Origin of the sequence: Pontibacter ummariensis (assembly GCF_900188175.1) — a bacterium.
Taxonomy (GTDB): domain Bacteria; phylum Bacteroidota; class Bacteroidia; order Cytophagales; family Hymenobacteraceae; genus Pontibacter; species Pontibacter ummariensis.
The window spans coordinates 63,673-90,094 of sequence record NZ_FZOQ01000019.1 but is presented as its reverse complement, the minus strand read 5'-3'; the positions used below and the strand labels follow the sequence as shown (position 1 = coordinate 90,094).

Sequence of the window (26,422 nt, the reverse complement as noted above, 5' to 3'; positions counted from 1 at the left end):
AAACTAGACGTTCGGCTAAAAGACGGAGGCCTAAAGCTATAGGTCACACGCTTTTGTATAGAAAAGTGTAAGACCTATAGTTATAACAGGTTGTCGAAAACCGAAAAGCCCCGAAGGCAAAGAGGCTTCTTACCTCTTTTCAAAAGCAAGTGCTAACACCTGCATACACGCGCCCCTTGTATCACCATTCCAGCGTAGTGGCTACGCTGATAAGCTTTTGAAAGGGCGGGCTACTGCATCTACCTTTGCTAACCTTGTTGCCAAGCACATCCCACCTCCTGCTGTTACCGGCTAAATTTCCAGCATGAACAACTGGAGCTTTACACCTGGTATCATGTACAAGGTACAAGATACCTTGTACATGATACAAGAACAGGGGTGTTTCTCTGTTTTTCTTCTTTCTGCTTTCAGTGTATTTTATACCATATAAGCCTGTTTTTGCGTGGTTTACCCTTTCATTCCTTTTCTTCCTGTGGCATTCTTTCACTATATTTGTATGCAAATTGTATGTCCCCTTTTAATTTGCATACAAATATTAAGAATGCATTATGTTTGACTACTCAGATAGTGGCGTTACCCTTACCACAGTTTTAGATACCCGTAGGGATACCAAAGAAGGCCTGTATCCAGTCAAAGTAAGAGTTACCTACAGGAGGATACAGAAATACTACTCCACGGGTAAGACTATGTCTCTGGTGGATTGGGAAAAGCTGCCGGTGACGAAGAGCAAAACATGGATTGGTATTCGAAATGAGATCCAGTTGACGACTGACAGGGTGAAAGATCAGGTGAAAGACCTCATCAAGCAGGACAACTTCTCTTTCGACAACCTCAACAACCGCTTGGGGAAAGGCCTGAGCAACACACTGAATACGGTTTTCATTGCTAAGATAGAAGAACTGCAGAAGAGTGGCAAGGTCGGTACCGCCGACTGGTACCGCTATACCCTAAGGAGCATAATACTGTTTGAACGTAGCGATATAGATCTGAAGCTATTTAAAGGGGAAAAGTTTAAGGACACGGCCATGTCAGGGGCTAACAGAGTCAGTTTTGCACAAATCACCCCTACTTGGTTAAAGCGTTATGAGAACCATTTGCTAGGCCTGGGCAAGAGCTACACAACGATATCAATTTACATTCGGGCGCTGCAGGTGGTAATAAACTATGCCAAGAGCACTGGTTTCATCAAGGCCTCTCAGTACCCTTTCGGCAAAGGCAAGTATGAGATACCCCAGCCTGAGGGACGAAACATTGCTTTGACTATTGCTGATATTGGAAAGATCGTCAAATACGAATGCGAAACCGACACCGTCTCTATGTGCCGGGACCTGTGGTTCTTCTCCTATTTATGCAATGGAGCTAATATTACCGATATCTGTAAGCTTAGGTACTCCAACATCCGGAATGGAGAAATCTGCTTTTACAGGCAGAAGACAGTGGCTAAAGCCAAAAGGAAAAAGCTGATCTGTGCTTTCATCACGCCCGAAATGCAGGAGGTCATCGCCAAGTGGGGGAATAAGTCCCGGGCTCCGGAAGACTTTATATTCCCTTTCCTGAAAGGTAACGAAACACCCACAGACGAACGTCGCATTATCAAGAACATCACCCATCTGATGAATTACAGGATGAAAGCCATTGGGGAGAAGTTGGGCATAGGCCACATCACCACTTACACCGCCCGCCATAGCTACGCTAGTGTGCTCAAACGATCTGGGGCCAACATCGCCTTCATCTCAGAAAGCCTGGGCCATAATGATCTGAAAACAACAGAGAACTACTTAGCTTCCTTTGAGCAGGAAGAGCGGGTAAAGAATGCAGCTTTATTGACAAACTTCTAGCGTTAACATCATGATCGAGAGAGACCGCGAAAGGATCGAGAGGGATTACGAGCTTACCAAATACTTAAAGCAGTTACCTGAGCAGGAAAGCGCGAAATTCCTAGTAAAGAGGGTGAGGGAGCTTGGGGTTGAGGAGGAGTATACGAATGAGGAAATAAAGCACCTTTGTTCAGCAGCCAGTGAATGTGTCATTGACGCCGTGAGAGAGTATGTTGCTCCTTTTCTCTTGGCTTATGTCCTTCCTAGCGAAATAAGGGAGCGGATTACATCTGCCCAACTTGATAGTTTGAAATGGTATACTTTGATAAACTTAACAGGCTATGAGGGGAGCGATGAGGTCCTTTTTGGGAGGCTGGATAGGTTTGTTGAGAAGTTTACAGTTAAGGTAACGAATAGATGGTTCCAGCATTTCCAAGATTCTATTACAGACGCTGACATAAGGGATGCCTTAATGTATATAAATGAGGGGATGTTCCGGATTGAGGTGAAAGAGGATGAGTACAACGCGTTAGAAGAGGGCGTTCCGGATGAGTTGCTGCGTACGAAGAACTTCATTTCTCGCTGCCTTAAATACCTGGAAAGAAAGGATCATTATACTAGTGCAGCCTGCATAGAACTGAACCGCTTCGCACCGGAGGATACAGCAAAAGGCAGTATTACTATTTCCTCTAGTGGCACAAGTAGCATTTGTGGCACAAGTGGCATAAACGAGCAGCCCCCTATATGTCTCTCTGATTACTTAATAGGTGAAGGGGCAGACATATACCAAAGACTACAGGAAGAATACTGGGGCACAAAGCCAACCAGGCAGGTATACATGATTATGGCGCTAAAAGGCTTTGAAGTCATCAAAAAGAATTGTGAAAGTGAGTTGTCTGATTTCCACAAAGCATTACTGAATAGTTTTGGTGGCTCCTGGTCGAGGGAAGCCTATCGAAAGCATTTTGAGAGAATGAGTAAAGGAACATCGTCAAAAGAAGAAGCTAAAATATCAGCAGAGGGCCGGATCATCAGGAATTTCATGAAGTCTTAAAAGTTGCTAGTAAGTTGTGCAACTTATTAGCAAAAGTTACAACTTCTTTCTTTAGCAATTTTGGCTTATACATTAAAGTAAAGGCCATGATGGATAATCCATTTGCAGTATTAGAAAGAAGGCTCAACCGGTTGGAGGCTCTGTTATTAGATCTTAAAGCAGCTTCTGGACAGCCTAAACAAACAGAACTTCCGGCGCGCCTGACCAAGAAGCAGGCGCTGAACTTCCTTAAGGATCAGGGAATAATTATTAGTGAATCACACCTCTACAAACTGACGGCATCAAGGGGGATTCCTTACCAGAAGTTCAACAATAAGCTCGTATTCTCCCGGGAAGAGCTACTACACTGGATCGAAAACCAAACAGCGAGCCCAGGGAATGATGATGAGGTGACTCTTACCTTAGCCAGGAGTGCCAGGCGCAAACAGAAAGGAGGAAAGCACGATGCATGAACACCTCAGCGATCCTCCTCTACATTCTCTGACCAGGCCGGGGCAGGAACTAGCATTTAACCAGATCAAAGATACGAAGTTTTCAAAACGCCTCAAGGCCATACCCTTAACCTTCCTCTTAGACACCGGGCTTTCCAGTATCGTCCATTGCTTTGGCGCCAGGGAGGGGCTACTTGATGAGTAGCTTTAACCCACAATTCGACCTACAGTCTTATGGCATCGATGGGGATAATATCGTTGCCGAGGCCCAGCAGATATGTAGCAAGTTTGACGAGACAGACCGCAAGGAGAAAAACCCTTTTCCGGTGGAGGCATTTCCCGTAGCTGTGCAGCAGATCATCAGGGCAACGAATGAGAGCCTGAACTTTCCCGTAGATTTTGCGGGCGCCGCAGTCCTCTACTCTGTATCGCTGGCCATTGGCAACACCCACCGTGTTGAGGTGATGAAGGGATGGTTAGAGTCTGCATTGCTTTACATTACGCTGGTGGGGCGCCCAGGTACCAACAAGAGCCATCCCCTCAGCTGGTATATCCAGCCCATCTTTGCGAAGGACAAGGCCAGCTACAAACAGTTTGAACAGGAGTGGAAGGAGTATCAGCGTGTCGTCGGACTTTCAAAGCAGGAGCGGAAGGAACAAGGCGTTATGGAAGATCCTGCGAAACCTGTTTGGAGGAAGTTTATTGTTTCTGACTTCACTCTTGAAGGGCTCACCGAGTTAAAGAGGCACAACAAACGCGGCATAGGGGTATTCGTTGACGAGCTGGCCACCTGGACCAAGAACTTTAACCGGTACACCAAGGGGAGCGAACAGGAGTTCTGGCTGAGCAACTGGAGCAGCAAGCCTATAGTAGTTGACCGGAAAACCGGAGAGCCTACGTTCATCTCCCAGCCCTTTATTCCGGTAACCGGCACCATCCAAAATGCTCTCTTAGAGGAGATGGCAAAAGATAACCGAAGTCAGAATGGATTTATCGACAGGATCCTTTTTGCCATGCCTTCGGAACTGAAGAAAGATTACTGGAGTGAGACCGAGCTACCGGAGGAGTACAACCAAAACTGGGACATCATTGTCTCTAACCTCCTGGACTTGCGCTTAACAATGGATGATACAGATACGCCGGTTTCCACTATCCTGCAGTTCACTCCAGAGGCCAAAGCCGCGCTAAAGGAGTGGCAAATGAGAAACACAGACCTGTGCAACAATGCTTCCAATGAAGCGGTTGCAGGCATCTATAGCAAGCTGGAGATTTATGCGGTCAGACTCTCGCTCATCCTGCAGTTACTGCACTGGGCCACAGGCGAGTCTGATAAGCAGGCGGTGGAGACAAAAGCGGTGAATGGGGCTATCCTGCTGATAGAGTACTTTAGAAAAACTGCCCTTTGCGCGCATGCCACTGTCTCTAACGATAACCCACTGGACAAACTGCCAACGGATCAACAGAGACTATACGATGCCTTGCCAGCTGCTTTTACAACTGCAACAGGCGTGCAGATAGCAGAGAGGTGCGGGGTGCCGGAAAGAACATTCAAAAGGCTGCTCAACGACAAAGAATTGTTTGAGAAACCTAGAAGAGGAGAGTACGAGAAGCGCCTTTAGCTTTTGGCATTTATGGCACGAACGGCACAAGCCACCCGCACGCGTTCTACCTTGCCAAAGATGCCACTTGTGCCAGCAACTATAAATTAGACTATGCTATACTCACACCCAGTTCTGGAGCCCTACAAAGGCAAATCCACTCGGCACTCCTGCCCGGGTTGCAAGAAGCAAAGGGTATTTTCCCGCTATATTAATCCTGACACAGGCGAGTACATTGCCGATCATGTCGGCAGGTGTAACCGGGAAGATAACTGCGGCTATCATTATCCCCCCAAGCAGTTCTTTGAAGATAATCCTGGCCCTCATCAGGAGAGGTCCAGCCAAACCCAACAACATCGTCCAAACATGCCTCCAAAACCTGCCAGCACCATAGACCCGTCGGTTTTTAGAGCGAGCCTGAGCGGGTACGCCAGCAACCGGTTCACCGTTTACCTGGCAGATCATTTCGGGTATGACATTGCGAGCCAACTAATCGAGCGCTACTTTATCGGCACCTCAAAATATTGGGACGGGGCAACTGTTTTTTGGCAAATAGATAACACAGGATGTATTAGGTCTGGGAAAATTATGCTCTATAATCCTGTCACGGGGAAGAGGAGCAAGGACACTGGAAAATACCCTACCTGGGTGCACACCGCGCTAAAGCTAAAGAACTTTAACCTTAAGCAGTGCTTCTTCGGGGAGCATCTCCTGCAGGTGGAAAAGGGGAAACCAGTAGCCGTTGTGGAAAGCGAGAAGACCGCCATTATCGCAAGTGTGTACCTACCTCAGTTTACTTGGCTGGCAACTGGAGGCAAGGGAGGGTTGAACGCTGAGAAATGCCTGGCCCTGCAGGGGCGCAAAGTCGTGTTATTCCCTGACCTGAATGCATTTGACAGCTGGAAGTGTAAAGCTATGGAGCTAAGCGGTATCGCAGCCTTCACGCTGTCTGAGCTGCTGGAGAAAAAAGCAACCGAGGACGAGCGGGCGCAAGGGTTAGACTTGGCTGATTACCTGATTAGGTTTAACCATCGGACTTTTATAGACTCAGCTGCCTCACAACCTGATCGAGTGCTAGACAAAGAACATTACCACTACAGTTACAAGGAGCTTACGGAGGCTTATGGCGAAGAAGAAGCGCTGAAGAAGGTTCAGCAGTATGCGGAGCTATCGAAACAGTACCAGAGCTGCAAAAACTTCGTGGTGCACAACTGCCCACTTCTTCAAAGTTATAACCAGCTACAGCACGAGAAGGCCGCAGTATCACCTACACTGTAACACAAGATGTATTGTTAATTTAAATATATAACCATGGACATTAAAAAGAACCAACACAGTATCAACTTTTCACCAGAAGAGCTGAAAGCCCTCAATCATGCGGCAGTTATCGGACTTAAGACACAAGCAGTGGGCTTTGGCCCAGAAGACCTGGAGAGTGAGCTATTCGCCTTTTCTCAGGAAGAGTACCATGCTCTACAGACCGCCCAAGACAAAATATTTTCTTGCTCCGTAACACAGGATGCACATTAAAATATATTACTTAACTTATACTGAACTAGAATTATGACAAAGATGATGAGCAGGCTCACAGCCTACCAACGCAAAGAAGTAGTGCAGGAAGTGCTAGACACACTGCGAAAAAAGTACCCCGGCTCAGCTCAGGAAATGGACCTGACAGAGGAGGATTTCAACGACGAGGAAGTCGCGAACACAAATGAAGTTTCTGAAGACATGAAGTCCTTTCTGGAAAGCAGAAAAAAAAGCAAGTAACACTATCACAATAAACAGAAATGGAAAAAACGATAGAGAATCAGAATGAACATCGTCTGTTAATGGACGAGAATGAGGCCGGCTTTAACAGTCTGCGACAGCGAGGCAAAGAGGTTTGTGCAGTGGTAGAAAAAATAGCCGAAGCCTGGGCGGCGCTTGAGATAGGTGCTTTCGACAACGAGGCTCTTGCCCAGGCCATGGCAAACCGGAATGCGGTCCAGTCCAAGGTAATGGACCAGGTGGAAAGCAAAATTGCCGAGCTCAGCATTCCTTCAAAGATCCTGCAGCAGGACTTGCAGGAAACAGCCGCCTACAACCTAAGAGTGTTCTACGGAACAGTGGAGAGGCTTCGCCGCGAACTTCATCCCTTACCCTTCGAAGGCAAGTTCCCGCTGGAGGCGATCACTGTTAACGAGCAGGGCCTGCCGGAGATAAACGCACAGGGCCAGGAGCTGCTGCGGGAGACAAGCAGGGTTTACGCAGAAACACCCCTAGAGAGAAACCTATATCATAAGCTGAAAGCGCTGGAGCAAGCCTTCAACGGAGTACAGGAGGCCCTTCAGAGCAGCTCTTATGCCGGGATTCGCGCGAGCTTTAACCCAGTGAGCCAAGCCTTCTCCTACAGTGATAACAACATGGCAACACTGAAGCCTGAAGCAGTAAAGAGTCTGGCCCGGAACTGCCGCTTTAACTAACTAAAACGATGGCAAGAAGCGGAAGAATCACGAAGGAAGGCCTGGCCAAGCATATAGGCTCAGGCTACAGGCCGAAGTTAGAAATCAAGCTCTCAGTTAAGAGCGCGTCTTCAACCCTGTTAGAGTCGAGAGAAGAGGTAACAGTTCTCCCTAACGAGGAAGTGGACGCCTACATCGAGAAGATCAGGCAGCGCATGCCGCCTATTTGGGATGTAGTTGTTACCCGGTTGGACTAACAGCGGCCAACCCGCATTTCATCAAATCAAAAACTTCAAACATGACCTTAAAGCAATTTATACAATCGGTGCCATCGCACCAACGCGCCCAGGTAGCCCGGGAGCTAACAGAGTTAGCCAAGAAAAAGCAGGATAAGAACCAGAGCCTTGACTTCAACACGGCGGACCTCCTTGAGTTCTCTTCAGGAGATGAGGCCACCCAGCAGGAAATAGAGGAGATTTCCCGGCTAATTAATTAATTCATAACACAGGATAAATGAGTATACTAGATATGGAAAATATAGTAGAAGCGCCAAAGGGTGTATTGGCAAAACCGGCAATGGTGTATGAGGACAAGCACAAGCTAAACCATCTGCAGAGCCGGGCCAAATCCAGCTTGACGAAAATCGGGCAGGTGGCGCAGGCTTACGAAGCCCTGAACATCGGCAAGTTTGATAACGCGGTTTATCAGAGCCTGATCGCCGGCGGGCTGTCTGCCATAAAGAACAGGCTGGAGGAGGAAACAAACACTACTTTTGAATCCATGAGACTGCGCAACGAGAGCATGCGCAGGGAGACGCTGGAGGCAGCCTATGCCCTATTCAACAAGCTGAAAGGAGCTGTGGCTTTGCTCAAGGATTCGGCCAGAAGCGGCACCGTTGGCGACCTCTACAGTACCTCCTTTCCACTCAGACTGATCACCATTTCTGAGAACGGTGTTCCGGAGATCACTGCACAGGCTGAGGAAGAGATGCGGGAGATGTGCCGGTTGTATTTGAACACGCCAGAGGAAGTTGCCCTGTTCGGAAAACTGCAGAACGCAGCCTCGGTTTTGAATGAACTGAGGGAGGAGCTTGAAAAGCATAACACCCCGATTCCTACAGGAGCCTTTGGTACCCACCCGGTAGAAGCTTTGTTTAAACAGGCGTTTGAACAGAAAGAAGGCAAGCTGTACGCACAAGTCCCTTTTGTGAAGTGGGCTATCACCGCCGATGCGGAGCGTGAGCGGATCGGGCGGCGCTTCTAAGTTCAACTAATGGGGCGGTGGGCATCTGCACCTGCCGCCCATCTTCAAACTTAAATGCTGAAAAAATGAGAGTGATTGAATCATGCAGCCAGGAACACAAAGAGATGCTACTAGCTGCCATCACAAACAAGCAAGGGCATATTCTTCAGCAGATGAAGCAAGCAGCGGAAGCAAACAGGAAGGAGCTTCTTGTACTGGAAAACTTCTTTGAGGTCCTGATCTACTCCACTTGGGACGAAGAGCCCACAAGAGCCGAGATCCTCACAGACGCTAAACTGTATAACGCGCTAACACAAGGGAGTTAATGGCAAAATATCAACTAACACAGAAACAGCAGCGGTTTTGCCTGGAGTACCTAAAGGACAGCAACGCAAAAGCGGCAGCGGTGAGGGCTGGCTACAGTGAGAAAACAGCCATGGAGCAAGGCTACCAACTACTTCAGAAAACTTCAGTTCAAAAGGAAATCTCCCGCCTACAGGCCATCGTCGCAGAGGAAACCAATGTTCAGGTGAAGGACTTGGTGAAGGAGCTTGCCAAGGTAGCTTTCACAAACCTTCCGGATCTGCTCGAAACAGGCACTACCCTGAAAGTAAAGAACCTTGGCAATCTTACTGAGGCGCAGCGGGCTTCCATCCTGGAGATCAAGGAGACCAGGGGTAAGGATGGTTCTGTGACCAGAACCATCAAGACCCACAGCAAACTTACGGCGATCGACATGCTGATGAAGAACCTGGGCGGTTATGTAACAGCCTCGGATCTGATCGACAGACTTCCGGAGGAGCGTTTGGCGCAGCTGGTGGATGAGATTATGGAAAAGCTGAAGCGATGAAAAAATCTAGTCAAACCCGAGAATTGCTTAAGCAGCTCCTGAAAGGGAACAAGCCCAAGCTGGAACTGGCAGTGGTAGAGTTCAGTGACACCCGCACTTGGGTAATAGGTGAGAAAATGGAGTGCTTGTTAAAGGAAAACGTGCCCGCCTACATTGAGCAGATACGCAAGGATAATCCTCTTCGCCAGGTGACTCTCCTCCTGATCAACCGGGAAGAGTTTGAGGCAATGACCGCCAACTTAGAGAAAAAATATTAAGCGACTACTTTTTATGAAAGACAATAGACGAAGCATCTTAAAGCAAGTACTGGCCGGCACACTGCCAGGCCCTGCGGCGGCCTTAGAGCTCAAGAAAGCCTGCCGTATTGCCTCGAACGTGGCTATCTGCTACCCTGACGGGCTTTATTCCTTCGGAGAAGAGCGGGGGCTAAGCAAGACACAGGTGCTAGAAAGGGCCACCGGCACCATCTTTCTACTACCCCATAACGGGAGGGACTAACAGATGAAAAACACAGACATCAGAGCAACATTAAGGGGGGCTGCTGAGCGGCGGAGGCCGAGGTGCTGGAGAAGTCCGGAACTCGGAGCATAGAGGAGGCGGTAACGCTTGCCTCTAGAGAGTAACCCCGGCCAGGGGAAGAACTCCGCGTACAGTCTCTGTTTTAAGCGCTACCTGAGGGATCGGTCAAAACTGAGTTTTCTGATACCTTAAAAAGAGCTGAAGCGGGAAAAGTACAATGACACTCACACTAAAAAGGGCAGGAATACAGGCAGTAGAGGGGATTTATCTGATAAGTAGTCTTATGTTCAATACACCCTGTGTTCCTTTGAAAAGTCCCATACGGGTAATTTAGACACAAGAAAAAACAGACAAATGGGAGTAAAAATGAACGGGAGCGGGAGCGGCGGCCTCAATTTCGTAGTGACCTGCGACATCTCCGAAGTAGAGAAAAAAGCAAAACAAATCATTGACACCTTTGCTAAGTTGCAGAACCAGACGAACGCGCTCTCTAGCAAGGCAGCCGTGGATGAGGCCTACCGCAAAGAGCAGGTGGCCATTCAGAAGGCCTTAGCTGATTCCCGGCTGGCCCTGCAGAAGCTGAAAGAGGAGCAGGCAGCGCAACGGGTGGAACTGGAGAAAAGCCGCGCCGTTGCCGCCGAGCACCGGGCCGAGGCGGAGCGCCTGAAGCGCTCGGAGCAGGCGCTGAACCTGGAGTACAAGGAAGGCAAGGTGGCCCTGCAGCAGTACATGCTGGAGCAGCGAAAGATAGCCGATGCCCAGCGGGAGGCGACACGCCAGCAGCGGGAGGCCGAGCGCACCCTCAAAGAGCAGGTGCGCCTGCAGAAAGAGCAGGAAAAGCAGGCCGAGCGCAACCGCCGCCAGCTGGAGAAAGAGTCCAGTGAATACTATAAGCTTACCCAAGCTCTCGGCAAGGTGCGCAAAGAGGCAAAGGACGTGCAGGCCGAGATGTTCCGCCTCGAGCGCGAGGGACTGAAAGCGTCTGATGCCTATCGTCAGCTGGAGATCCGCTCCAAGGCCCTCACCACTCAAACACAGGTACTGGATCAGGGTGTCAAGCGCATCGATGCGTCCCTCGGGCTGCACCAGCGCAACGTCGGTAACTACGGCTCTGCGCTGGCCGGTATCAGCCCGATCTTTGCCGCCATAGAGCAGCAGTTGGGCAACTTCGGCACCTCACTGGATGATATTGCCACCCGGCCCGACCCGTTCAAGGCGCTGGGCACTTCGCTGATGGCGTTCGGGCGGGCTACTTTGGCTTTCCTGGCTACGCCGGTGGGCGCTATACTTGCCCTGCTCGGAGGTCTGTACGCGCTCATTTCCTCTAATAAGCAAACAGTAATTGAGTTTGACGCGGCTCTGAAAGGGGTAGGCAAAACAACCGGCTTGGCAGATGAAGAGTTGGAACGGCTGGGGGACAGTGTCATTAAACTGTCGAACAACCTCAAAAGCGTGTCCTCTAAGCAGCTGCTGGACTATGCGCAGGCGGCTGGTCAGCTGGGGGTAAAAGGCTCCCAGAACATCCTGCGCTTTGCCGAGACGATGGCGATGCTGGACACAGCCTCGGATGTAGATAGCGAGGGTGGCCCGGCCGCTATTGCACGTCTGCTGGAGCTTACTGATCATGGCGTGGAGAACGTGCAGGCCTTCGGAGACGAGATCGTCAACCTGGGCAACAACATGGCCGCCACAGAGAATGAGATACTGGGCAACGCCACCCGAATAGCTCAGGCGACCACCCTGTATAAAGTTGGCAGGCAGGATGTGCTGGCTTATGCCGCAGCCACCAAGGCTGTGGGCCTGCAGGCGGAAGTAGTGGGATCCTCCTTCAGCAGGACCTTTGGCAGCATAGAGGCTGCTATCCGCACCGGAAAGAATATTGAGACTTTCGCGTCCGTAACGGGCCGCTCCGTGGAGGACCTGAAGGCGAGCTTCAAAGATGACGCCTCCGGTATCTTCAAAGACTTTGTGAAAGGACTGAACGGTGTGGCTGAAAGCGGCGGCAGCGTGCAAGGTGTACTACAAAGCCTTAACATTACATCAGTTGAGGATCAGCGAGTAATAGCTTCCTTAGCTACGAACTACGGTGTACTGACCGACGCGCTGAAATTGGCTGGGGATGCCAGCGGCTCCATGCAGAAGGAGTTCGATACGGCCAACAAGAAACTGGAGAACGTGGGCAAGCGCATCGGCATTGCCTGGGACAACCTGGTGCTCTCCATTGAGAACGGGCAGGGCGTCTTTGCCAGGGTGGGCTCCTACATCGGCAATGAGTTCGCTGACCTCCTGGTATCCACCAAGGGCGTGATCGATGAATTGGGTATCGCTTTCAAAGTGGCAGGCCAGTTCCTGGCGGATTATACCCCGAAAGCGCAGGAAGCCGGGGAAATGAACATGCAGTATGCTGATGTCCTTAAGACGATACTGGACTTCCTTAGCGATATCTCCCTGCGCAGCTTCATCTTCACTTTTACGGTCCAAATACCCAATGCCATACGAACAGGCGGCGCGCATATTGAAGCTTTTGTAAACAAGGTTACCGGTTTTGTGAAGTTTATTTCCACTGCCAGCAAGGATATTGGCAACTACTTCATGAGTGCCCTGAATCCGTTTGAGCGTGGCGTGTCAGCCAGTAACATTTCTGAATTGTACAAAGCGTATGAGCGGCAGACCAGGGAGTCTAATAGGGTTATCTTAGATGCGGCCAGGGAAGAAAACGAGAAGTACATTCAGTTGTTCCGTGATCGCTATGATGCAGCCACTGCCGCTGTGGAGGAGGGGGAGCAAGCTGTAGTGGACGCAGCCACCAAAGGACTGAACGGGGCGTTGGCAGCGGCCAATGAAGCAGAGTTGGCCGCTGCAGAGGCAATGTCTGCCGCCTCTAAGAACAAGTTTAAGGATGCCGAAGCAGCTGCCAAGCGTGCTGAGGAGGCAGCGAAGAGAGCAGCAGCTGAAGCGGCCGTTGCCAGCGAGGAAGCGAAGACAGAGGCGAATGCAGCGGCTCAGAAGGCAGCGGACGCGGCCACCAAAGCCAGGCAGGCGGCGGATACCGCCATGGAGAACGTAAAGGCCCGGCGTGCCCTGCAGGAGAAGATAGATGCTCTCAATCAGGAGGCTAATCGCAAGCAGTTGGATCAGAACGAGGCAGAAATACAAGCGGTAAGAGACAAGTACGCCAAGATGCGCGAAGAGGTGGAGGCCTTCTACAAAGATCCGAAGAATGCCGGACTGAAGGTGGACACCTCCGGTTTAAAGGCCTCCGAGCAGAAAGAGGTAGAGGATGTTGCCGCTAGACAGCAGGTGGACGCATTAAAGGCTTCCCTTGCCGAGCGGAAACAGCTTTACGCAGAATACCAGCAGTACGTCTCTGAATTCGGAGAAGCAAAGGCCCGTGAGCGCTTTAAAGACGAGATCGGGGAATTTGAGAGTTATGTTGCCTACCTCAAGTCGCTGGTGCCCGATGCTTCGGATAAAAGCGTGCTGGCCACCCGCATGCTAGAAGCACTGACCCCTGCCATACAGAAGGCTGAGAAAGAGGCCCGGGACAAAGAATTTGACGAGCAGGTGAAGAACCTACAGCGGATCTTGGAGGCCACTCGCACCGCTAAACAGCAGGAATTGCTGATCGAGGAGCAGTACCAGAAGGACTTGGCGCAGCTGCGGAAGCATTACGCCAATGACCCGGAAGCGCTGGCGGCAGCCACAGCCCGCGTCACTGAAGAGAAGAACCTTCGCATACAGGCAGCCTACGATGAGGAGATCAAGCGGACAAACATCTATAAGAAAGCCACGGCGGACATTACCAACTTTACCCGGAAGCAGGTAAAGGCTCAGATTACAGCTATAGACGAAGTTCTGAAAACCGAGAAACTCAGCGAGAAAGAACGGGAAGAGCTTTTGCGTAGGCGGAAGCAGCTGCAGGAAGACTTAGCGATGGAGACAGCTGAAAGCATCGCTAATATGTCAAATGGCTTGCGTGAGGCAGCCTCACTTATCGGGAAGTTCGACGCAGCGGCGGCCAAAACAGTAAACACCGTGGCGGATTTGGCGGGCAGCGTGGCCAACATCGCAGCGGGGTTTGCCAGTGGCGACCCGATGTCTATGATCAGCGGGGCGATCGGCGCAGTTGGTGCCCTTTTCAGCCTCTTTGATCGCTCTGCTGAGCGGGAGGCTGCGGCGGCGGAGCGAAGACAGTGGGCGCTGGAGCGGACACAAGAGGCCATAGAAGAAATGAACCGAGCCCTGGCCCGGCAGGCTGAGATCATTGAAAAAGCCCTGGGGACAGACAGGATTGATGCCTACAGAAGGCAGATGCAGCTTTTGGCGACAGACATTTCCAGCACTATTCAAAAGTTAGAGGCGCTGAATCTTGCCACTAGAAGGGAGCGTGGCGGCCCACTGGACTATAGCATTGACCTGACCAGCTACGAAAGCCTGCTGGGCCAGGTAGAAGGGCGGCAGCGCGACCGTAACGGCGGGCCTAGCAAGGACATAAATCCGTCTGACGAAGAATTGCTTAAAGCGCTGGAAGATGCCCTGAAAGACAACAGGCAGAACATAGAGAAAATTTACCAGGACCTAGCATCCGGCAAACTGGTGGGAGACACGGACCAGCTTAGAACCTTGCTGGAGCAGTATGAGCAGTTGGAGAATCAACTGGAGAGCCTGAAGCAGGAGCTGCAGGAAGAGGTGACCGGTATCAGCTTTTCCAGCCTGATTGATGAAATAACAAGCATGTTTGCCGAGGGGAAAGTGGCTGCGGAGGACTTCGCCAAATTCTTCGAAGAGAAAATGGAGGCGGCTGTTATCAGAAGTTTCCAGCGCAAAGCCATTGAAAAGCAGATGCAGGAGTTCTATGAAGAGTTCGCGACGGCTGCCGGGGATGGCCTCACCGAAGAGGAGATCGAGGAGCTGCGGAAGACCTACCTGGAGAAAATGGATGCGGCCCGGGCCGAGTTGGAGAACCTGAACAAGATCGCGGGCACGGATGTCGGGGCTATCGTCGAGGAGCAGAGCCAGGACACGTTGACGGGTGCTATTCGTGGGCAGCTTACGGAGGAAACGGGCGGCAAGCTGGCAGGTATCTACCAGGGTATCTTCGGGTTGAACAAGCAGCAGCTGGCCGTGCAGGAGCAGCTATTGAAGATGCAGGAGGGGTCGTATCTCAGCATGGGAGAGATGCTAGATATAGGGAAGCAGCAGCTTTATTATCAGCAGCAGATAGCCAGCAATACTCTGAAAAACGCTGAAAGTTCTATCCGGATAGAGAGTAAGCTGGAAAGGATAATTACGAATACAAACCCGGGGCAAAGTTCCAGGGATATGGGCTTAGGCGGTTAAAAAGAAAAGCAATATGAATATGAAAGACTTTAATCAACAGGTAAGGGAATACAAGGATATCCAAGAACAGAGTAAGGATCATATAAAACAGGCCTCAGAGAATGTTTCTGATTTAGTAGCGACCACTATCAGGGTATATAGGGGTCAAATGCCAAAAGAGGTTGAATCCGTCATTCTTGACTTAGCCATGTACTATCAGGACGGAGCTACCGCCCATTGCAGCTACCTAGAACGGAGCAATAATCTTATGGACGATCTCTTTAAACGCGTGGAGGAACTTGCAAAAATAAATCAACAGCATGTTCAATACAGCATCCAGCTTGCCAAGGTCCTGAAAGAAGCTGGCTTTGATATTGGTCCGATACCTGGCGAAGAGAAGGAGGAATAGAAAAGGAAAAGGGAGGCTACAATTGACCTCCCTTTTTTACAGCTATTTGCTTTTCCCGATCCGGCGTCGGCGTTTGTATTCGAAAAGTTCCTTTCGGGAGAAGGAGACTGCTTTGCCGTCTTTCTTGTAGGGGATGCGCTTCTGCCGTACCAGCCGCTCAAGGGTAGAGATCGATACCCCAATGAATCTGGCCGCACGCTCGTAGCCTTTGATCTCGTCGTCTATATCCTCAAAGTAGTCCAGCACATAGCTTTTGAAATCTTCAAAGGCCTTCTCCAGTTTGTATAACCGCTGTTGTTGCTCTTCGAATATCCCCATGGCCCAGGCTTATTTCTTTTCCTCCTCCTCAAGTTTCTCTAAGAGCAGCTGACGGAAAAGACCCGCCAGGCTGATGCCCTTGCGCTCTGCCAGTTTCTTGCCTTTTTCCAAAAGCTCCTCCTCTAATCGGATAGGGAATGCGGTTTTCTTCTTTTCAGATGCCATCTTTTTATAAAGGTAAAAGCCCGGACGCATGGCCGCTTTCGGGCGGCTTTGTTTTGGTGGTTGTTGGCGCTTTTACCTGTCCGGGCTTGCTTTGGTAAATGTGTATTGTTCTAACACCATAAAGATATGCAATGTATATCATAAAAGTATCTAAAAGTTTTGTGGATATCAATATAGGTGTTACTTTTACATCATAACGATATACAAATAACATCATAACAATAGCAAACATGCAGACTAACTCCCAATCCACGACTTTAAACCTGTTCCTGATCAACCAGCTTGAGAAGGAGCAGCAAATGCAAAGAATGACGCAGATCAGTGCTCTTAAAAACCCGTACTTCAAGCAGGTGATAGACAATACATTGCCCCAGGTAAGCAGCAACAAAAAATGGGCAAACACCTCCATCCAGCATAACCTGCAAGCGTTCCTGCGGCACAACGACCTGCCTGATAGCCAAAATGTACTCAATGATCACAGCGTTTTTGAGAATGCCCCCGTTATTTGGGAAGGGTGGCTAAGACCGTCAAAGGACCTTTACTGCCGCGTGAACCCGCGCAGGCAAAAACCCTATGGCAACATGGTCCACCACGCTAAGTTTGAGATGATCTTCTCCGTTTGCAAGTTCGACAAGAACAACCCTATCTGTGTAGACAGAGAGGGGCGTATTCTGGACGGATCATACCGGATGTATGCGGCTGGTTCCCTTTATGAGAAAGGGAAAATGGGGAGGGTGTATGTAAGGGTTTATGACTTTGAATAGCAAGAAAAATTACTACATAGCGAAAAGGGCCGGGGCAATGCTTCGGCTTTTTTATTTCGGTTTGCGTTGGGCGTCTGAAACGCGTGACGCTATTGGTTTCATAATGCTGACTTCGCGTTTGAAACGCGGGCTTGCTGGAGCAGCCCTTGCCTCTCCTCCTGGCTCCGATCCCGTTTGAAACGCGCTTGCCCTTTTTCCGGGGTTTCCCGAAAAAGTGTAGCTGGTTACATTCTCGCAATTCGCTATATGATTTAGCATACCCTATCGGGGTTCCGATAATGGGTATTATGGGATTTCCCATAATACATGCTTAGCAAACTTGGAATTCCAAGTTTGCTAAGCATGTATTATCTCTGTTGCCTTGGCTATAGAAAAAACGGGAATCCCGTCTTGGGAGGACTATACCCTTGAGCAAGGTCTCAAAATAGCGGAATTGAGGGGCACTCTTTGCGGCATAAACTCTAATTATCAGGCACCACGTTTTCAAACGCAATCAGGTTTAACTACGGGATTCCCCGTAGTTAAACAAGGATTTGCAGGGGTCGCGTTTGAAACGCGCCCCTTCCCTCTTCTGGTATTTTACCATGTGGTTGTGCTACTATAATAGCGGAACGCAGATTGTAAAAGCAATAAAAAAGCCCCTCCGGAGGGGCTTTTTGTAATATTATTTCTTCTCTTCTTTTTCCTTGTCCTTATCTACTTGCCTGCTAAAGGCGAAGGCTCCAACAAGCGCAACGATTACCGAGACCGTAATAGTGGCGGCGGAGGAGTCAAACCCTAAGTAAAATCCGTACGCGCAGAGCCCAAGTGTTAACACGATACCAAAAAGTGTCATCCACTGCCCTCTAAACTTTAAGCGTGACTCGTCCTTTAAAAGCTGAACTTCTGCATCTACCAAAGTTTGGTTTGTTTCATGGCGGTGGTCCTGCTCCTTCTTGGCCATATTAATGACTTCTAAGGCAAGGCCAGGGCTTACTTGCTCTAATCGCGCTAGTTCCTCGGCTGAAGGGATTGGGCCAGCGTGGAATTTTTGTTGCGACATATAAAAGCCCTGTCCGTTTCCAGGCAGGGCTTTGTTCTGTTGCTGCTGTTGCTGCTTGGCCGGTTTAGTCACAATTAGCGAAGTGTCTTGTTTTGGTTATCGCAGACCGAATATCTGATCCGATATTGCGCCAGTCTTGGTTAATATTATTATAATCTGTTGCTCTGCCACCCTGAACTCTGCTGCCTACCTTCTTAAGGCGCTCCTGTATGGCGCTAACTGATTTTGTAGAGCCATAAAGATTTAGCGAGCTAGCGGCGCCAGTCAGAGCAGACTTAAACTTTTTATCTTTCTTGCCTATTGCCATAATTATTCGCTTTCTGTTTCTGTATACTTCAACGCAGGCCAGTTTATTTTGATTCAAAAGGCCTCGCGCAAGGAGTACTTATCCACATCGATGATGATGATTACTTATCAAACATAAAAAGTAACGACAACAACTACAACTACTGTCTCTTTTTTAACCCCTATTGAATAGTACTATACAAGGGGGAATCGCCTTGCAAGTTGTTGTTTTTATAGGATTATTCCTGTGTTGTGCGCCCGCACGAGTGTATCAGATTAATCCCTATTGGATAGTGCGCCAGGCTAAAAAAGTTATCCACACTCCAAAAATTTCCGGGTATGCTGCCGTCTAAAAGGCCTCTCACAGCCGGCAAGCAGTAAAACTTTTCTCCTTCCCCCGTCCCAAAACGTCCCTTCTGCATTACTCCTTTATGAAGCGGAAGGACAAAGCCCCGGAATTCAAAATCTCAACCAACGATACTGATGAGACCAAAGGCGTTTACTGGTTTCCTTTGTGTCACGCCCCGCCATTGAGCCCGACATCGTGACCCTCTCCGATGCGGAGAAGTTAGCCGAGGACAAATACAAACAGTAATTAATCTGCGCATGCTGATCACGGACAAGCGGATCTTCCGCTTCCCCTTCTGTATTCACACATGGTGTAAGTTCTCAATTTAGGTGCTTAAAAGGGCTTATCAACTCCTAGGACTACTTACGCGTGCCTTTCCCCAATATTTAGCAAACAGCTAAAACACAGAAGCCACACCCCTTGCAGAGCGTGGCTTCACAGCTAGAACTTGTTTATATCTCACCTTAAACAAACACTGTTTGATTTCATAGCTTCCCAAAGTTAGTGTTTAACCCGTGCTCTGCGGTGCATTTTCGACGAACAGTGGAATTATCCTGCTCAACAGTTGGCAGCAGCAACACCCTAGAAAGGCGTAGCACGCTACACCATCATGGACATTGTGCTTTAAGCATAAGGGCTACCCTATTACCAGGTAGCCCTTACTTTTGGGTACTTAGTTGCTGAGCAGCATCCTTTCCTTTCGCTGGCTAAACTCCTCCTCGGTCAGCACACCACTCTCCTTCAGTCTGTGGAGCTTCTCCAGCTCCCCGAGCACGTCTACAGAGCTCACGTTGGAGGTTTGGTTTACCTGCACAACGACAGGCGAGTGCGCAGGATACAAATGGCTGTTATACTTTCTGTTGAACTCATCCTCCGACATTACCAGGAAGCGGATAAAGTCAATGATGGCAATAATGGCCGGGATGAAGGTCCAAAAGAAAAGGAGGCAGAGCACGCCCCTGCCGGCCTTGCCCAGGTAAAAGAACTGGGCACCGAAGCCCCCAAGGAAGAAGGCCAGCAACGCGGCGGTGGTTTTGTTTTTCATGCTTGTTCATATATAGTTTTAACAATATATATAATATTTTTAATTGTGTCGCGCTTTGCCTTAAAAATATGTGCCACTTGTGCCGCTTGTGCCAAGTGCCAAAGGATAATACAGGGCTGCTTGAACAAGGCAGTGGACACCATAAAGTAAAATGGCCAGGATAGAGAGAAGTAGTTGAGGGGCTATAGAAGCTACTTGTATGCAAATCGTATGCACCTTAAACATTAGTTTGCTAAAATACACTTATAACAAACTGACTTTTAGCACATTAACAAAGTATTAAAACGCATTTTATCTTGTACATGATACCAGCTGCCAAGTACACATGCATCAACGCGTGGTGCGCAGGTATGCCCTGATTGCTTTCACATACTCATCCTCCACCTTGATCAGTTGCTGGCACTGCTGGTTATACTCGGCCAGTACCTGCTCACTGACCATGTTGTTCTTCTCCAAATAATGTACATAGCGTGCAATCTGGTTGATGTTTGCGCCTATCTTATTCAAGGCAGCCCCCGTCTTGTCAATGGCGTGAAACAACTCTTTGGGATTATGCACAGCCGCCCCATTCTGGGAGAACAGCTTAACACGCATGAAGGTACTCAGGTCTTGGTACCCCGCAGCCGCGGCTTGCTCATCCAGCTCTTTGCGCTCCCCGGCATTCAAGCGTATTTTGAATGTCTGGTCCCGACGCTCCTCGTCCCTGACCTTGGGCCTGCCGCCTTTAGGCTTCCAGTTACCGGCTTGTTTTTCTTCTTCCATTTTGTGGTTTTATCAGATGATGAGTTGCGAATGATCTGCCTCCCGCTCGCCTCCGAGGCGAAGCTGGGCAAGAGGTTTTTGTACACACAAAAACACATCTTGCAAAGGAAATTCCGGAAATATAAAAAACTTCTAACAACAGAGGCAAGAAAGCCTTGAGTAACACACCCAAAAGAGAGAACAAAAGGGAAAAACAGTGGATAGGGATGCTACCATTTATCATTCATACGCTTAAAGGAGTAGAGGTACAAACACGAACATACCCTTTCCCCTAGCCCACCTTCTGTATAGCTGCTCAAGAAGGACAGGGACAACAACTGAGCCGCAACAGTGCTTAGATCTAAAACAGAAAAGAAGCGACAATAGCACCAGATAGGCAGCGAGTTACAAACAGGCACTTAAACCAGTTTAGGAACTAACGTGGGATATAAGGAATCAGGACAAGAGAAGACGCAGGCTTAGGTCAAGTTCTCCATTTAGTTTCTGGTTAACCGCTAAAAACAGAACGTACTTTTCTCTTTATTCATCGCAATTCAACGTACTTTTCTCTTTATTCATCCTGCCTTGTACAAGGTACATGAAGTAAGGCATCTCATGTAAAGCGCTAAATGCAATGTACACAGTGCATTATATTTAGCACTGTCTTCAACTCTCTGTTCGAAGGCAAGGAGTTCCTTCAACGCATGAGAAGACAAACATGAACATCGATAGATTACCAGTCCTGAGGATACCCTTTTTGCCAGAAAGAACCAATGCTTCTTAAGCCTTAGGTTGGGTTCGACTACGTGAGAACTCCTCTCTCAATTCCCGTAACGCTTTGCCTACGAATCAACCAGTCGCCACTTGCCCTTTCGCAGGGCGCTTAACCAATAGGTATTTCCTCGGCAAGACTTGCAGCACCTCCAGGCTAACCTTGGGCTAAATCTCCTGGAGGTTGTGCCAAACTTCAGATTCTGAACAGAATCGCATCTGACCTTAGCACCAGTTATAAGTTAAACCTAACCTTTAAGAATCATGAAACTACCAGGGCACTTTCTCCTTTTGCTGAGCCTGTTTCTTCTCTCCTGTAACAATGATGACGATGATGTTGCTCCCAACGATGTTCCGGAAGCTGTTAAAAGTACACTCACAGCCAGCTTTTCAAATGCAATGAATGTGGAATGGGAAAAAGTTGGCGATAACTACGTTGCAGAATTTGAGGTGACAGGGAATGAGTACGATGCTTTGATCGACCCATCTGGTCAATTGCTGTTATACAAATATGATATACCCGAGTCGGAGCTCCCAGACGCGGTCTCCGCGGCAATCCACCAAAACTACAGTGACGGGCAAATAGACGATGCAGAGAGGCTGTACCAGGGAAATGCAGAGTTTTACCAGGTGGATTTAGACAACAAGGGCACTGGCCTTCATCTGGTTTTCTCACCTGACGGACAGGAGCAGACGGAACCGGCCTACTGGGACTAGTCGCCTCAAGTGATTTAAATAGCGCGCCTGTACATGTTCAACAGGCGCGCTAATCATGGTATGCCTGCTACAAGGGCATTGAGAATCAGGAGAACTCAGTCAAACAAGCCCCTTTTATTTCAACTGCCCCTGGGAACTCTGTACTTATCAAAAGAGAATCTGCTGTAACAGGCACCAAATGAGTTAGAACGCCCCTAATATGACTGAAAAGCACAAAGGCACCTCGTCTAAGCGCTTCCGGAAGAATACCAAAGAACAGGATGACCAACAAAGCAAATGGCCCCTCCTGCTCACCCTACTGCTGATTGGCAGCTTGGTTGCTTCCTACTTTATGTTCCCTGAATTTGAGAATACAGTACATGAGGCTTGGCAAGTGCTGACTAGCGGAGAAGAAGAGCGAATATCGAATTGGGTAAGCCAGTTTGGCTTGTGGGGCCCTTTTTTCATCGTGTTGGCTATGGTAGCACAAATGTTCCTGCTTGTGGTAAACGTAGTGGCCCTGATGCTTGTAGCAATAATTGCCTACGGCCCGCTCTGGGGATCTGTGATAGCCATCCTAGCGGTACTTGTTGCCTCTACCGTCGGCTTTATTATCGGCAGAAAAGTTGGAGAAGCCGGTGTGCGCAAGCTAATAGGCAACAAAGCAGAGCATAAGATCTACCAGTTTATGGAAAGGTATGGCGCGTGGGCCATTGTTATTGCACGTGTTTCGCCATTTCTCTCCAATGATGCCGTTAGCTTTGTGGCTGGGCTGGCCGGCATGAGGTACGTCAGGTTTCTTTCAGCTACTTTGGCCGGTATAGTGCCTCTAACTGTACTCTTGGCATGGCTTGGGGAAAACAATGAACGCTTGAAAACAGGGCTTATCTGGGTATCCACCATTAGCCTGGCAGCTTTCATTGGCTACGTCGTTTACAGGAAGTATCTCAGCAAAGAAAGTAGTACCTGAGCCGAAGCACAAACAGTAAGCATCTGATTATTAAGCGTTGCTACTTGATCGTGTATCTTTAACAACCTAAGCTCAGGATAACGTGATCCTGACAGGCTGTATTATTCCACAACAGGCACGTAAAAGTATTCATGAAAGTACTAGTAGTAGAAGACGAACGCGCACTAAAGGAATCTATCCTTACCTACCTTCGACAAGAGGGCTATGTGTGTGAATCAGCAGACAACTTCAGGGACGCAAGTTTGAAAACTTCGGACTATAGTTACGTCTGTGTGATTGTGGACCTCACCCTGCCCGGCGGAAATGGGCTTGAAATTGTACGTCAACTAAAGGAGAACTATCCAGACACTGGTATCATCATAATTTCAGCAAAAAACGCACTGGACGATAAGATTACAGGACTGGAAGTAGGGGCGGACGATTACCTGACCAAGCCCTTCCATCTCTCTGAATTGAATGCGCGCTTGAAATCCGTCATCAGGAGGCGAAACTTCAATGGACAGAAAGTAGTGCAGGCAGGTGCCATCAAGGTTTTCCCGGATGCGGCGGAGGCCTCCGTAGAAGATAGCAAGCTTAACCTCACCAAAAAGGAGTACGACTTGCTGCTCTACTTTATCGCTAATAGAAAACGGGTCCTCACGAAGGAATCCATTGCAGAGCACCTGTGGGGTGATCACGTGGATGGGTTGGATTCTCTGGACTTCGTGTACACGCACATCAAGAACCTTCGCCGGAAGCTGCAAGCTGCAGGCGGAGGGGACTACATCCAATCTGTCTACGGCCTGGGCTATAAGTTTAGCTGCTAATGCGAATATTAACTAAAACCAGCCTCTATTACCTGCTGGTCTCCTTCGTGGTGTTCATGGTGGGGGGCTTCAGTTTCTATAAAATCATGCAGGCTGAGATTTACGATGAAGTGGACGATCAGCTCTTCACTGATAAGGAGAACATCATCGCCTTTATTCGGGAACACGATCGGCTCCCAAGCGTTACTTCCGGCATTTCAGAGGCAATCATTGTGCGCGAAGCGCAGGCAGTCTCCCCTACCATAGAGGAGCTGGCCGATACACTGATCTTCAGCAGCTACGACGAGGAACTCGTACCCTTCCGGTATCTGACCTTCACTGCCTATCAAAACGACAAGCCCTACGAATACACTATCCTAAAGTCACTCATTGACTTCCAGGACCTGTTCGAGAGTACGATGTTAGCGATGGGGTGGATCTTCCTCTTGTTGCTGGTAGGCCTTGGGGCGGTGAACTACCTGATCAATAAATACATCTGGCGTCACTTTTACCAGACGCTACATAAAGTTAAGCGCTATAGCTTGTCCCAGTATAAGCCCCTACAGTTAAAAAGCAGCACAACCACAGAGTTTCAGGAGCTGAACGAAGTGTTGCTGGCGATGACGGAAAAAATCCAGAGCGACTACTACAACCTAAAGGAATTTACCGAGAACGCCTCCCACGAGATACAGACACCCTTGGCCATTGTTAACAGCAAGCTGGAGCTTTTCATGCAGTCCGAGAACCTGACTGAGCAGCAAGCCTTGCTGGTGGAGGAAATGTACGCCTCCACCAGCAGGCTATCACGCCTAAACAAATCCCTTATTCTCCTTACCCGCATCGGAAACCGCGAGTTTAAGGAGCACGAGGAGATTCCGTTGCATGAACTTATTGCCGAGCAGCTGGAACAACTCGAGGAAATGGCTTCGATGCGCGGGCTGGAGCTACTACCGCCAGCGCTGGAACCTACCAGGGTATACATGAACCGGGGCTTGGCAGAGGTGCTGGTTTCAAACCTGCTGGTTAACGCCATCCGCCATAACTACGATGGCGGCAATATAAGCGTACTGCTGCGAAACGGCGAACTTTGCGTGCGGAACACGGGAAAGGTGCTACAAGGGCCGGCAGACCAGTTGTTTGGCAGGTTTATGAGCGGCAGCGACGCCGGCGGCTCGTTGGGCATTGGCCTAGCGCTTGTCAAGAAGATCTGCGACCTCTACAACATAAAACCCACTTACAGCTTCTCTGGCGGAATGCACCGGCTTTGCATTCGCTTCTCCCTTCAAGGAAGCTCATGAAAGAAAAGAGCCAGGCCTTCAGCTACTCTTCATGATAGGGTACCCCAATGGCCAAATCTGGCACCCGAGCGAAGCGCAAGCAGGGGGCTGTTCCCCCTGCATAATCCGGCTGCCAGTCCCAGGCCTTGGGATCACCTTGGTACAGAACACAGCCAGAGTCTAGTACCATGCGATTTTATTGTTTCTAAAGCACGAGATGTTACCGGCCCCCGGCTAGGAGAGATGCAGCCCCTACCCTTGCAGCTTACAAAGAAGCCAGGATTTCCTGTATTGGAGTCCTTCCCGAGAAAGTATCGACCAGACGTCCCTCCTTTGAAAAAACCAGAATGGAGGGAGCCTCGGCAGATCCGAACAGATGAAGAATATCCTTTGTGGCGGCCTGTGCGATATAAATGTTGCGCTGGCCCGCTCTGTTATAGCTGCTGGCAATCTGCCTTAGCTGTGGCAAGGAGGCATCAGAAACAAATAGAATTTCATATTCCTCAAACGCGCCTGCGTTTTCCTGTATTTGCAAGGCCTTTCTTTGGCAGGGAGCACAGTCAGGCCTGATCAGCACTAGTATCTTCCCTCCTTCTAGCTCACTCATTGTCAACCTGGATCCGTCCAGCTGTAACAGAGGGAAGCTTATAAGGCTAGTGGAGTCATTTTCAACTGCTCCTATACCAGGCATCCTTTCTTTAGACAAGAATTGAGTATCCAGGATGTATATGGCGAACAGCACCAGAACTGTGCCTAAACATATGTAAATTCCTTTTTTCATTATTTCTGTATTCGTACGCTATAAGGCCTCACTGCTTTTCCTCGTTCGCGTGACTTTCAGTAGTAAGACACTGACTATTCATCCTTTAGGGCCAGATTTAGCAGCAAACAAGGAAAGCAACGGCCGCTCAAGTTTTTTACTCATGAACCGTTCATGAGTAAAAAACTTGAGGCTTCAATTGCCACACCCTCATTCGCAAAAAATATAGATTTAGAGCTGAAGAGATAACATGAAGCATACCTTGTTTAACCTGTGTTTTAAACTTACGAATCGATTCTGAAGAAAATTTGTAGTACCTGCCCCTTCCCTATGCTACTTCAAAGGATAAGTCTTAAGTAAAGTGCAGGTACACGAAGCAAGGGTGTAGGAGATGAACAGAACTTATGACGTGTAGCCAGTCACCTAGCACCTGGATGACGCTTGATACTTGGGAGTATGTTCTAAGTGTAAAACAGCTTGTGGCGATCGCCTGCGCCTCCTGCTGCCAACTGCAGGTTGTCGCTCCAGCCTGTAACAAGATAGCTTTATTGATTCCTTGATAGGACTTACGATGTACACCAGAAGCCTTTCGCATCTAAACTCCTTACAGCCAAACACTAATCACAACGCTACTTTGTTTTCCTATGAGTTTAATAACACTCATGAAGTTAATGAAGCATATTAAACTCATAGCAGTGATGAACCTCACGAAGGTTGACGAGAAAGAATGAGCAATAAAGAGAAAGGTGCGCTACTTTCTCACATACTGCA

General features: G+C 49.0%; 28 protein-coding genes and 1 pseudogene. 23 read left to right on the top strand and 6 right to left on the bottom strand.

The features are described 5' to 3' along the window. The first annotated feature begins 548 nt into the window (after window positions 1–548). From CHB92_RS18410 to CHB92_RS18320, 18 genes and pseudogenes are all read left to right on the top strand, one after another. Window positions 549–1,838, top strand: a complete 1,290-nt coding sequence (locus tag CHB92_RS18410) for a site-specific integrase (protein WP_089320712.1) — start codon at window positions 549–551, stop codon at window positions 1,836–1,838. A 10-nt stretch (window positions 1,839–1,848) separates the two neighbouring features. Next, window positions 1,849–2,871, top strand: coding sequence for a hypothetical protein (locus tag CHB92_RS18405; RefSeq protein ID WP_089320711.1), 1,023 nt, complete (start codon window positions 1,849–1,851; stop codon window positions 2,869–2,871). Window positions 2,872–2,957: 86 nt separating this feature from the next. Then, window positions 2,958–3,323 carry a helix-turn-helix domain-containing protein gene (locus tag CHB92_RS18400; protein WP_089320710.1) on the top strand — a complete coding sequence of 122 codons (366 nt, stop codon included), beginning with the start codon at window positions 2,958–2,960 and terminating at the stop codon, window positions 3,321–3,323. 176 nt (window positions 3,324–3,499) lie between these two features. After that, complete coding sequence (locus CHB92_RS18390; protein ID WP_089320708.1) at window positions 3,500–4,921, top strand: DUF3987 domain-containing protein; 1,422 nt, start codon at window positions 3,500–3,502, stop codon at window positions 4,919–4,921. A gap of 93 nt (window positions 4,922–5,014) precedes the next feature. Further along, window positions 5,015–5,158, top strand: a pseudogene (locus CHB92_RS26480) (PG0870-related protein); the annotation flags it as partial. A gap of 108 nt (window positions 5,159–5,266) precedes the next feature. Beyond that, the gene (locus tag CHB92_RS18380) at window positions 5,267–6,178 is read left to right on the top strand and encodes a DUF6371 domain-containing protein (RefSeq protein ID WP_106219163.1); all 912 of its coding nucleotides are present in this window, start codon (window positions 5,267–5,269) and stop codon (window positions 6,176–6,178) included. Window positions 6,179–6,211: 33 nt separating this feature from the next. Next, window positions 6,212–6,430, top strand: coding sequence for a hypothetical protein (locus tag CHB92_RS18375; RefSeq protein ID WP_089320705.1), 219 nt, complete (start codon window positions 6,212–6,214; stop codon window positions 6,428–6,430). A gap of 33 nt (window positions 6,431–6,463) precedes the next feature. Next, the gene (locus CHB92_RS18370; protein WP_089320704.1) at window positions 6,464–6,670 is read left to right on the top strand and encodes a hypothetical protein; all 207 of its coding nucleotides are present in this window, start codon (window positions 6,464–6,466) and stop codon (window positions 6,668–6,670) included. A 20-nt stretch (window positions 6,671–6,690) separates the two neighbouring features. Next, window positions 6,691–7,365, top strand: coding sequence for a hypothetical protein (locus tag CHB92_RS18365; protein WP_144266343.1), 675 nt, complete (start codon window positions 6,691–6,693; stop codon window positions 7,363–7,365). 8 nt (window positions 7,366–7,373) lie between these two features. Continuing rightward, complete coding sequence (locus CHB92_RS18360) at window positions 7,374–7,601, top strand: hypothetical protein (protein ID WP_089320702.1); 228 nt, start codon at window positions 7,374–7,376, stop codon at window positions 7,599–7,601. Window positions 7,602–7,642: 41 nt separating this feature from the next. Then, window positions 7,643–7,840: a hypothetical protein gene (locus CHB92_RS18355; protein WP_089320701.1), complete on the top strand. Its 198-nt coding sequence runs from the start codon at window positions 7,643–7,645 to the stop codon at window positions 7,838–7,840. 17 nt (window positions 7,841–7,857) lie between these two features. Then, window positions 7,858–8,607, top strand: coding sequence for a hypothetical protein (locus CHB92_RS18350; protein ID WP_106219162.1), 750 nt, complete (start codon window positions 7,858–7,860; stop codon window positions 8,605–8,607). A gap of 65 nt (window positions 8,608–8,672) precedes the next feature. Further along, window positions 8,673–8,912: a hypothetical protein gene (locus CHB92_RS18345; RefSeq protein ID WP_089320699.1), complete on the top strand. Its 240-nt coding sequence runs from the start codon at window positions 8,673–8,675 to the stop codon at window positions 8,910–8,912. Continuing rightward, complete coding sequence (locus CHB92_RS18340) at window positions 8,912–9,436, top strand: terminase small subunit (protein ID WP_089320698.1); 525 nt, start codon at window positions 8,912–8,914, stop codon at window positions 9,434–9,436. The genes CHB92_RS18345 and CHB92_RS18340 overlap by 1 nt, the downstream gene beginning before the upstream one ends. Next, the gene (locus CHB92_RS18335) at window positions 9,433–9,693 is read left to right on the top strand and encodes a hypothetical protein (RefSeq protein ID WP_089320697.1); all 261 of its coding nucleotides are present in this window, start codon (window positions 9,433–9,435) and stop codon (window positions 9,691–9,693) included. Before CHB92_RS18340 ends, CHB92_RS18335 begins: the two co-directional genes overlap by 4 nt. 13 nt (window positions 9,694–9,706) lie before the next feature. Beyond that, complete coding sequence (locus CHB92_RS18330) at window positions 9,707–9,934, top strand: hypothetical protein (protein ID WP_089320696.1); 228 nt, start codon at window positions 9,707–9,709, stop codon at window positions 9,932–9,934. Window positions 9,935–10,309: 375 nt separating this feature from the next. Next, on the top strand, window positions 10,310–15,295 hold the full coding sequence (locus CHB92_RS18325) for a phage tail tape measure protein (RefSeq protein WP_089320695.1): 4,986 nt from the start codon (window positions 10,310–10,312) through the stop codon (window positions 15,293–15,295). A 19-nt stretch (window positions 15,296–15,314) separates the two neighbouring features. Further along, complete coding sequence (locus CHB92_RS18320; RefSeq protein ID WP_144266342.1) at window positions 15,315–15,683, top strand: hypothetical protein; 369 nt, start codon at window positions 15,315–15,317, stop codon at window positions 15,681–15,683. 42 nt (window positions 15,684–15,725) lie between these two features. Here the strand turns inward: CHB92_RS18320 and CHB92_RS18315 are convergent, their stop codons facing one another. Beyond that, window positions 15,726–16,001, bottom strand: coding sequence for a helix-turn-helix domain-containing protein (locus CHB92_RS18315; RefSeq protein ID WP_089320693.1), 276 nt, complete (start codon window positions 15,999–16,001; stop codon window positions 15,726–15,728). A gap of 9 nt (window positions 16,002–16,010) precedes the next feature. Continuing rightward, the gene (locus CHB92_RS18310) at window positions 16,011–16,166 is read right to left on the bottom strand and encodes a DUF6290 family protein (protein WP_106219161.1); all 156 of its coding nucleotides are present in this window, start codon (window positions 16,164–16,166) and stop codon (window positions 16,011–16,013) included. A 230-nt stretch (window positions 16,167–16,396) separates the two neighbouring features. On the opposite strand from CHB92_RS18310, the gene CHB92_RS18305 reads away from it, so the two are divergent. Next, window positions 16,397–16,930, top strand: a complete 534-nt coding sequence (locus CHB92_RS18305) for a hypothetical protein (RefSeq protein WP_089320691.1) — start codon at window positions 16,397–16,399, stop codon at window positions 16,928–16,930. A 664-nt stretch (window positions 16,931–17,594) separates the two neighbouring features. On the opposite strand, the gene CHB92_RS18300 is transcribed toward CHB92_RS18305, so the two are convergent. The 3 genes from CHB92_RS18300 to CHB92_RS18285 form a co-directional block, all read right to left on the bottom strand. Next, window positions 17,595–18,044 (bottom strand): DUF2335 domain-containing protein, encoded by a 450-nt coding sequence (locus CHB92_RS18300; protein ID WP_089320690.1) that lies wholly within the window; start codon window positions 18,042–18,044, stop codon window positions 17,595–17,597. A 1,235-nt stretch (window positions 18,045–19,279) separates the two neighbouring features. After that, on the bottom strand, window positions 19,280–19,651 hold the full coding sequence (locus tag CHB92_RS18290) for an NINE protein (RefSeq protein ID WP_089320688.1): 372 nt from the start codon (window positions 19,649–19,651) through the stop codon (window positions 19,280–19,282). 330 nt (window positions 19,652–19,981) lie between these two features. Beyond that, on the bottom strand, window positions 19,982–20,413 hold the full coding sequence (locus CHB92_RS18285; protein WP_089320687.1) for a plasmid mobilization protein: 432 nt from the start codon (window positions 20,411–20,413) through the stop codon (window positions 19,982–19,984). 1,014 nt (window positions 20,414–21,427) lie between these two features. Between CHB92_RS18285 and CHB92_RS18280 the strand changes: the two genes are divergently transcribed. From CHB92_RS18280 to CHB92_RS18265, 4 genes are all read left to right on the top strand, one after another. After that, window positions 21,428–21,880 (top strand): PepSY-like domain-containing protein, encoded by a 453-nt coding sequence (locus CHB92_RS18280; protein ID WP_245842705.1) that lies wholly within the window; start codon window positions 21,428–21,430, stop codon window positions 21,878–21,880. A 199-nt stretch (window positions 21,881–22,079) separates the two neighbouring features. Beyond that, on the top strand, window positions 22,080–22,829 hold the full coding sequence (locus CHB92_RS18275) for a TVP38/TMEM64 family protein (RefSeq protein ID WP_089320686.1): 750 nt from the start codon (window positions 22,080–22,082) through the stop codon (window positions 22,827–22,829). Between the two features lie 131 nt (window positions 22,830–22,960). After that, window positions 22,961–23,635 carry a response regulator transcription factor gene (locus CHB92_RS18270; RefSeq protein ID WP_089320685.1) on the top strand — a complete coding sequence of 225 codons (675 nt, stop codon included), beginning with the start codon at window positions 22,961–22,963 and terminating at the stop codon, window positions 23,633–23,635. Next, on the top strand, window positions 23,635–24,912 hold the full coding sequence (locus CHB92_RS18265) for a sensor histidine kinase (protein ID WP_089320684.1): 1,278 nt from the start codon (window positions 23,635–23,637) through the stop codon (window positions 24,910–24,912). Before CHB92_RS18270 ends, CHB92_RS18265 begins: the two co-directional genes overlap by 1 nt. 244 nt (window positions 24,913–25,156) lie before the next feature. On the opposite strand, the gene CHB92_RS18260 is transcribed toward CHB92_RS18265, so the two are convergent. Further along, on the bottom strand, window positions 25,157–25,498 hold the full coding sequence (locus CHB92_RS18260) for a TlpA family protein disulfide reductase (RefSeq protein ID WP_179223103.1): 342 nt from the start codon (window positions 25,496–25,498) through the stop codon (window positions 25,157–25,159). Window positions 25,499–26,422 lie beyond the last annotated feature (924 nt).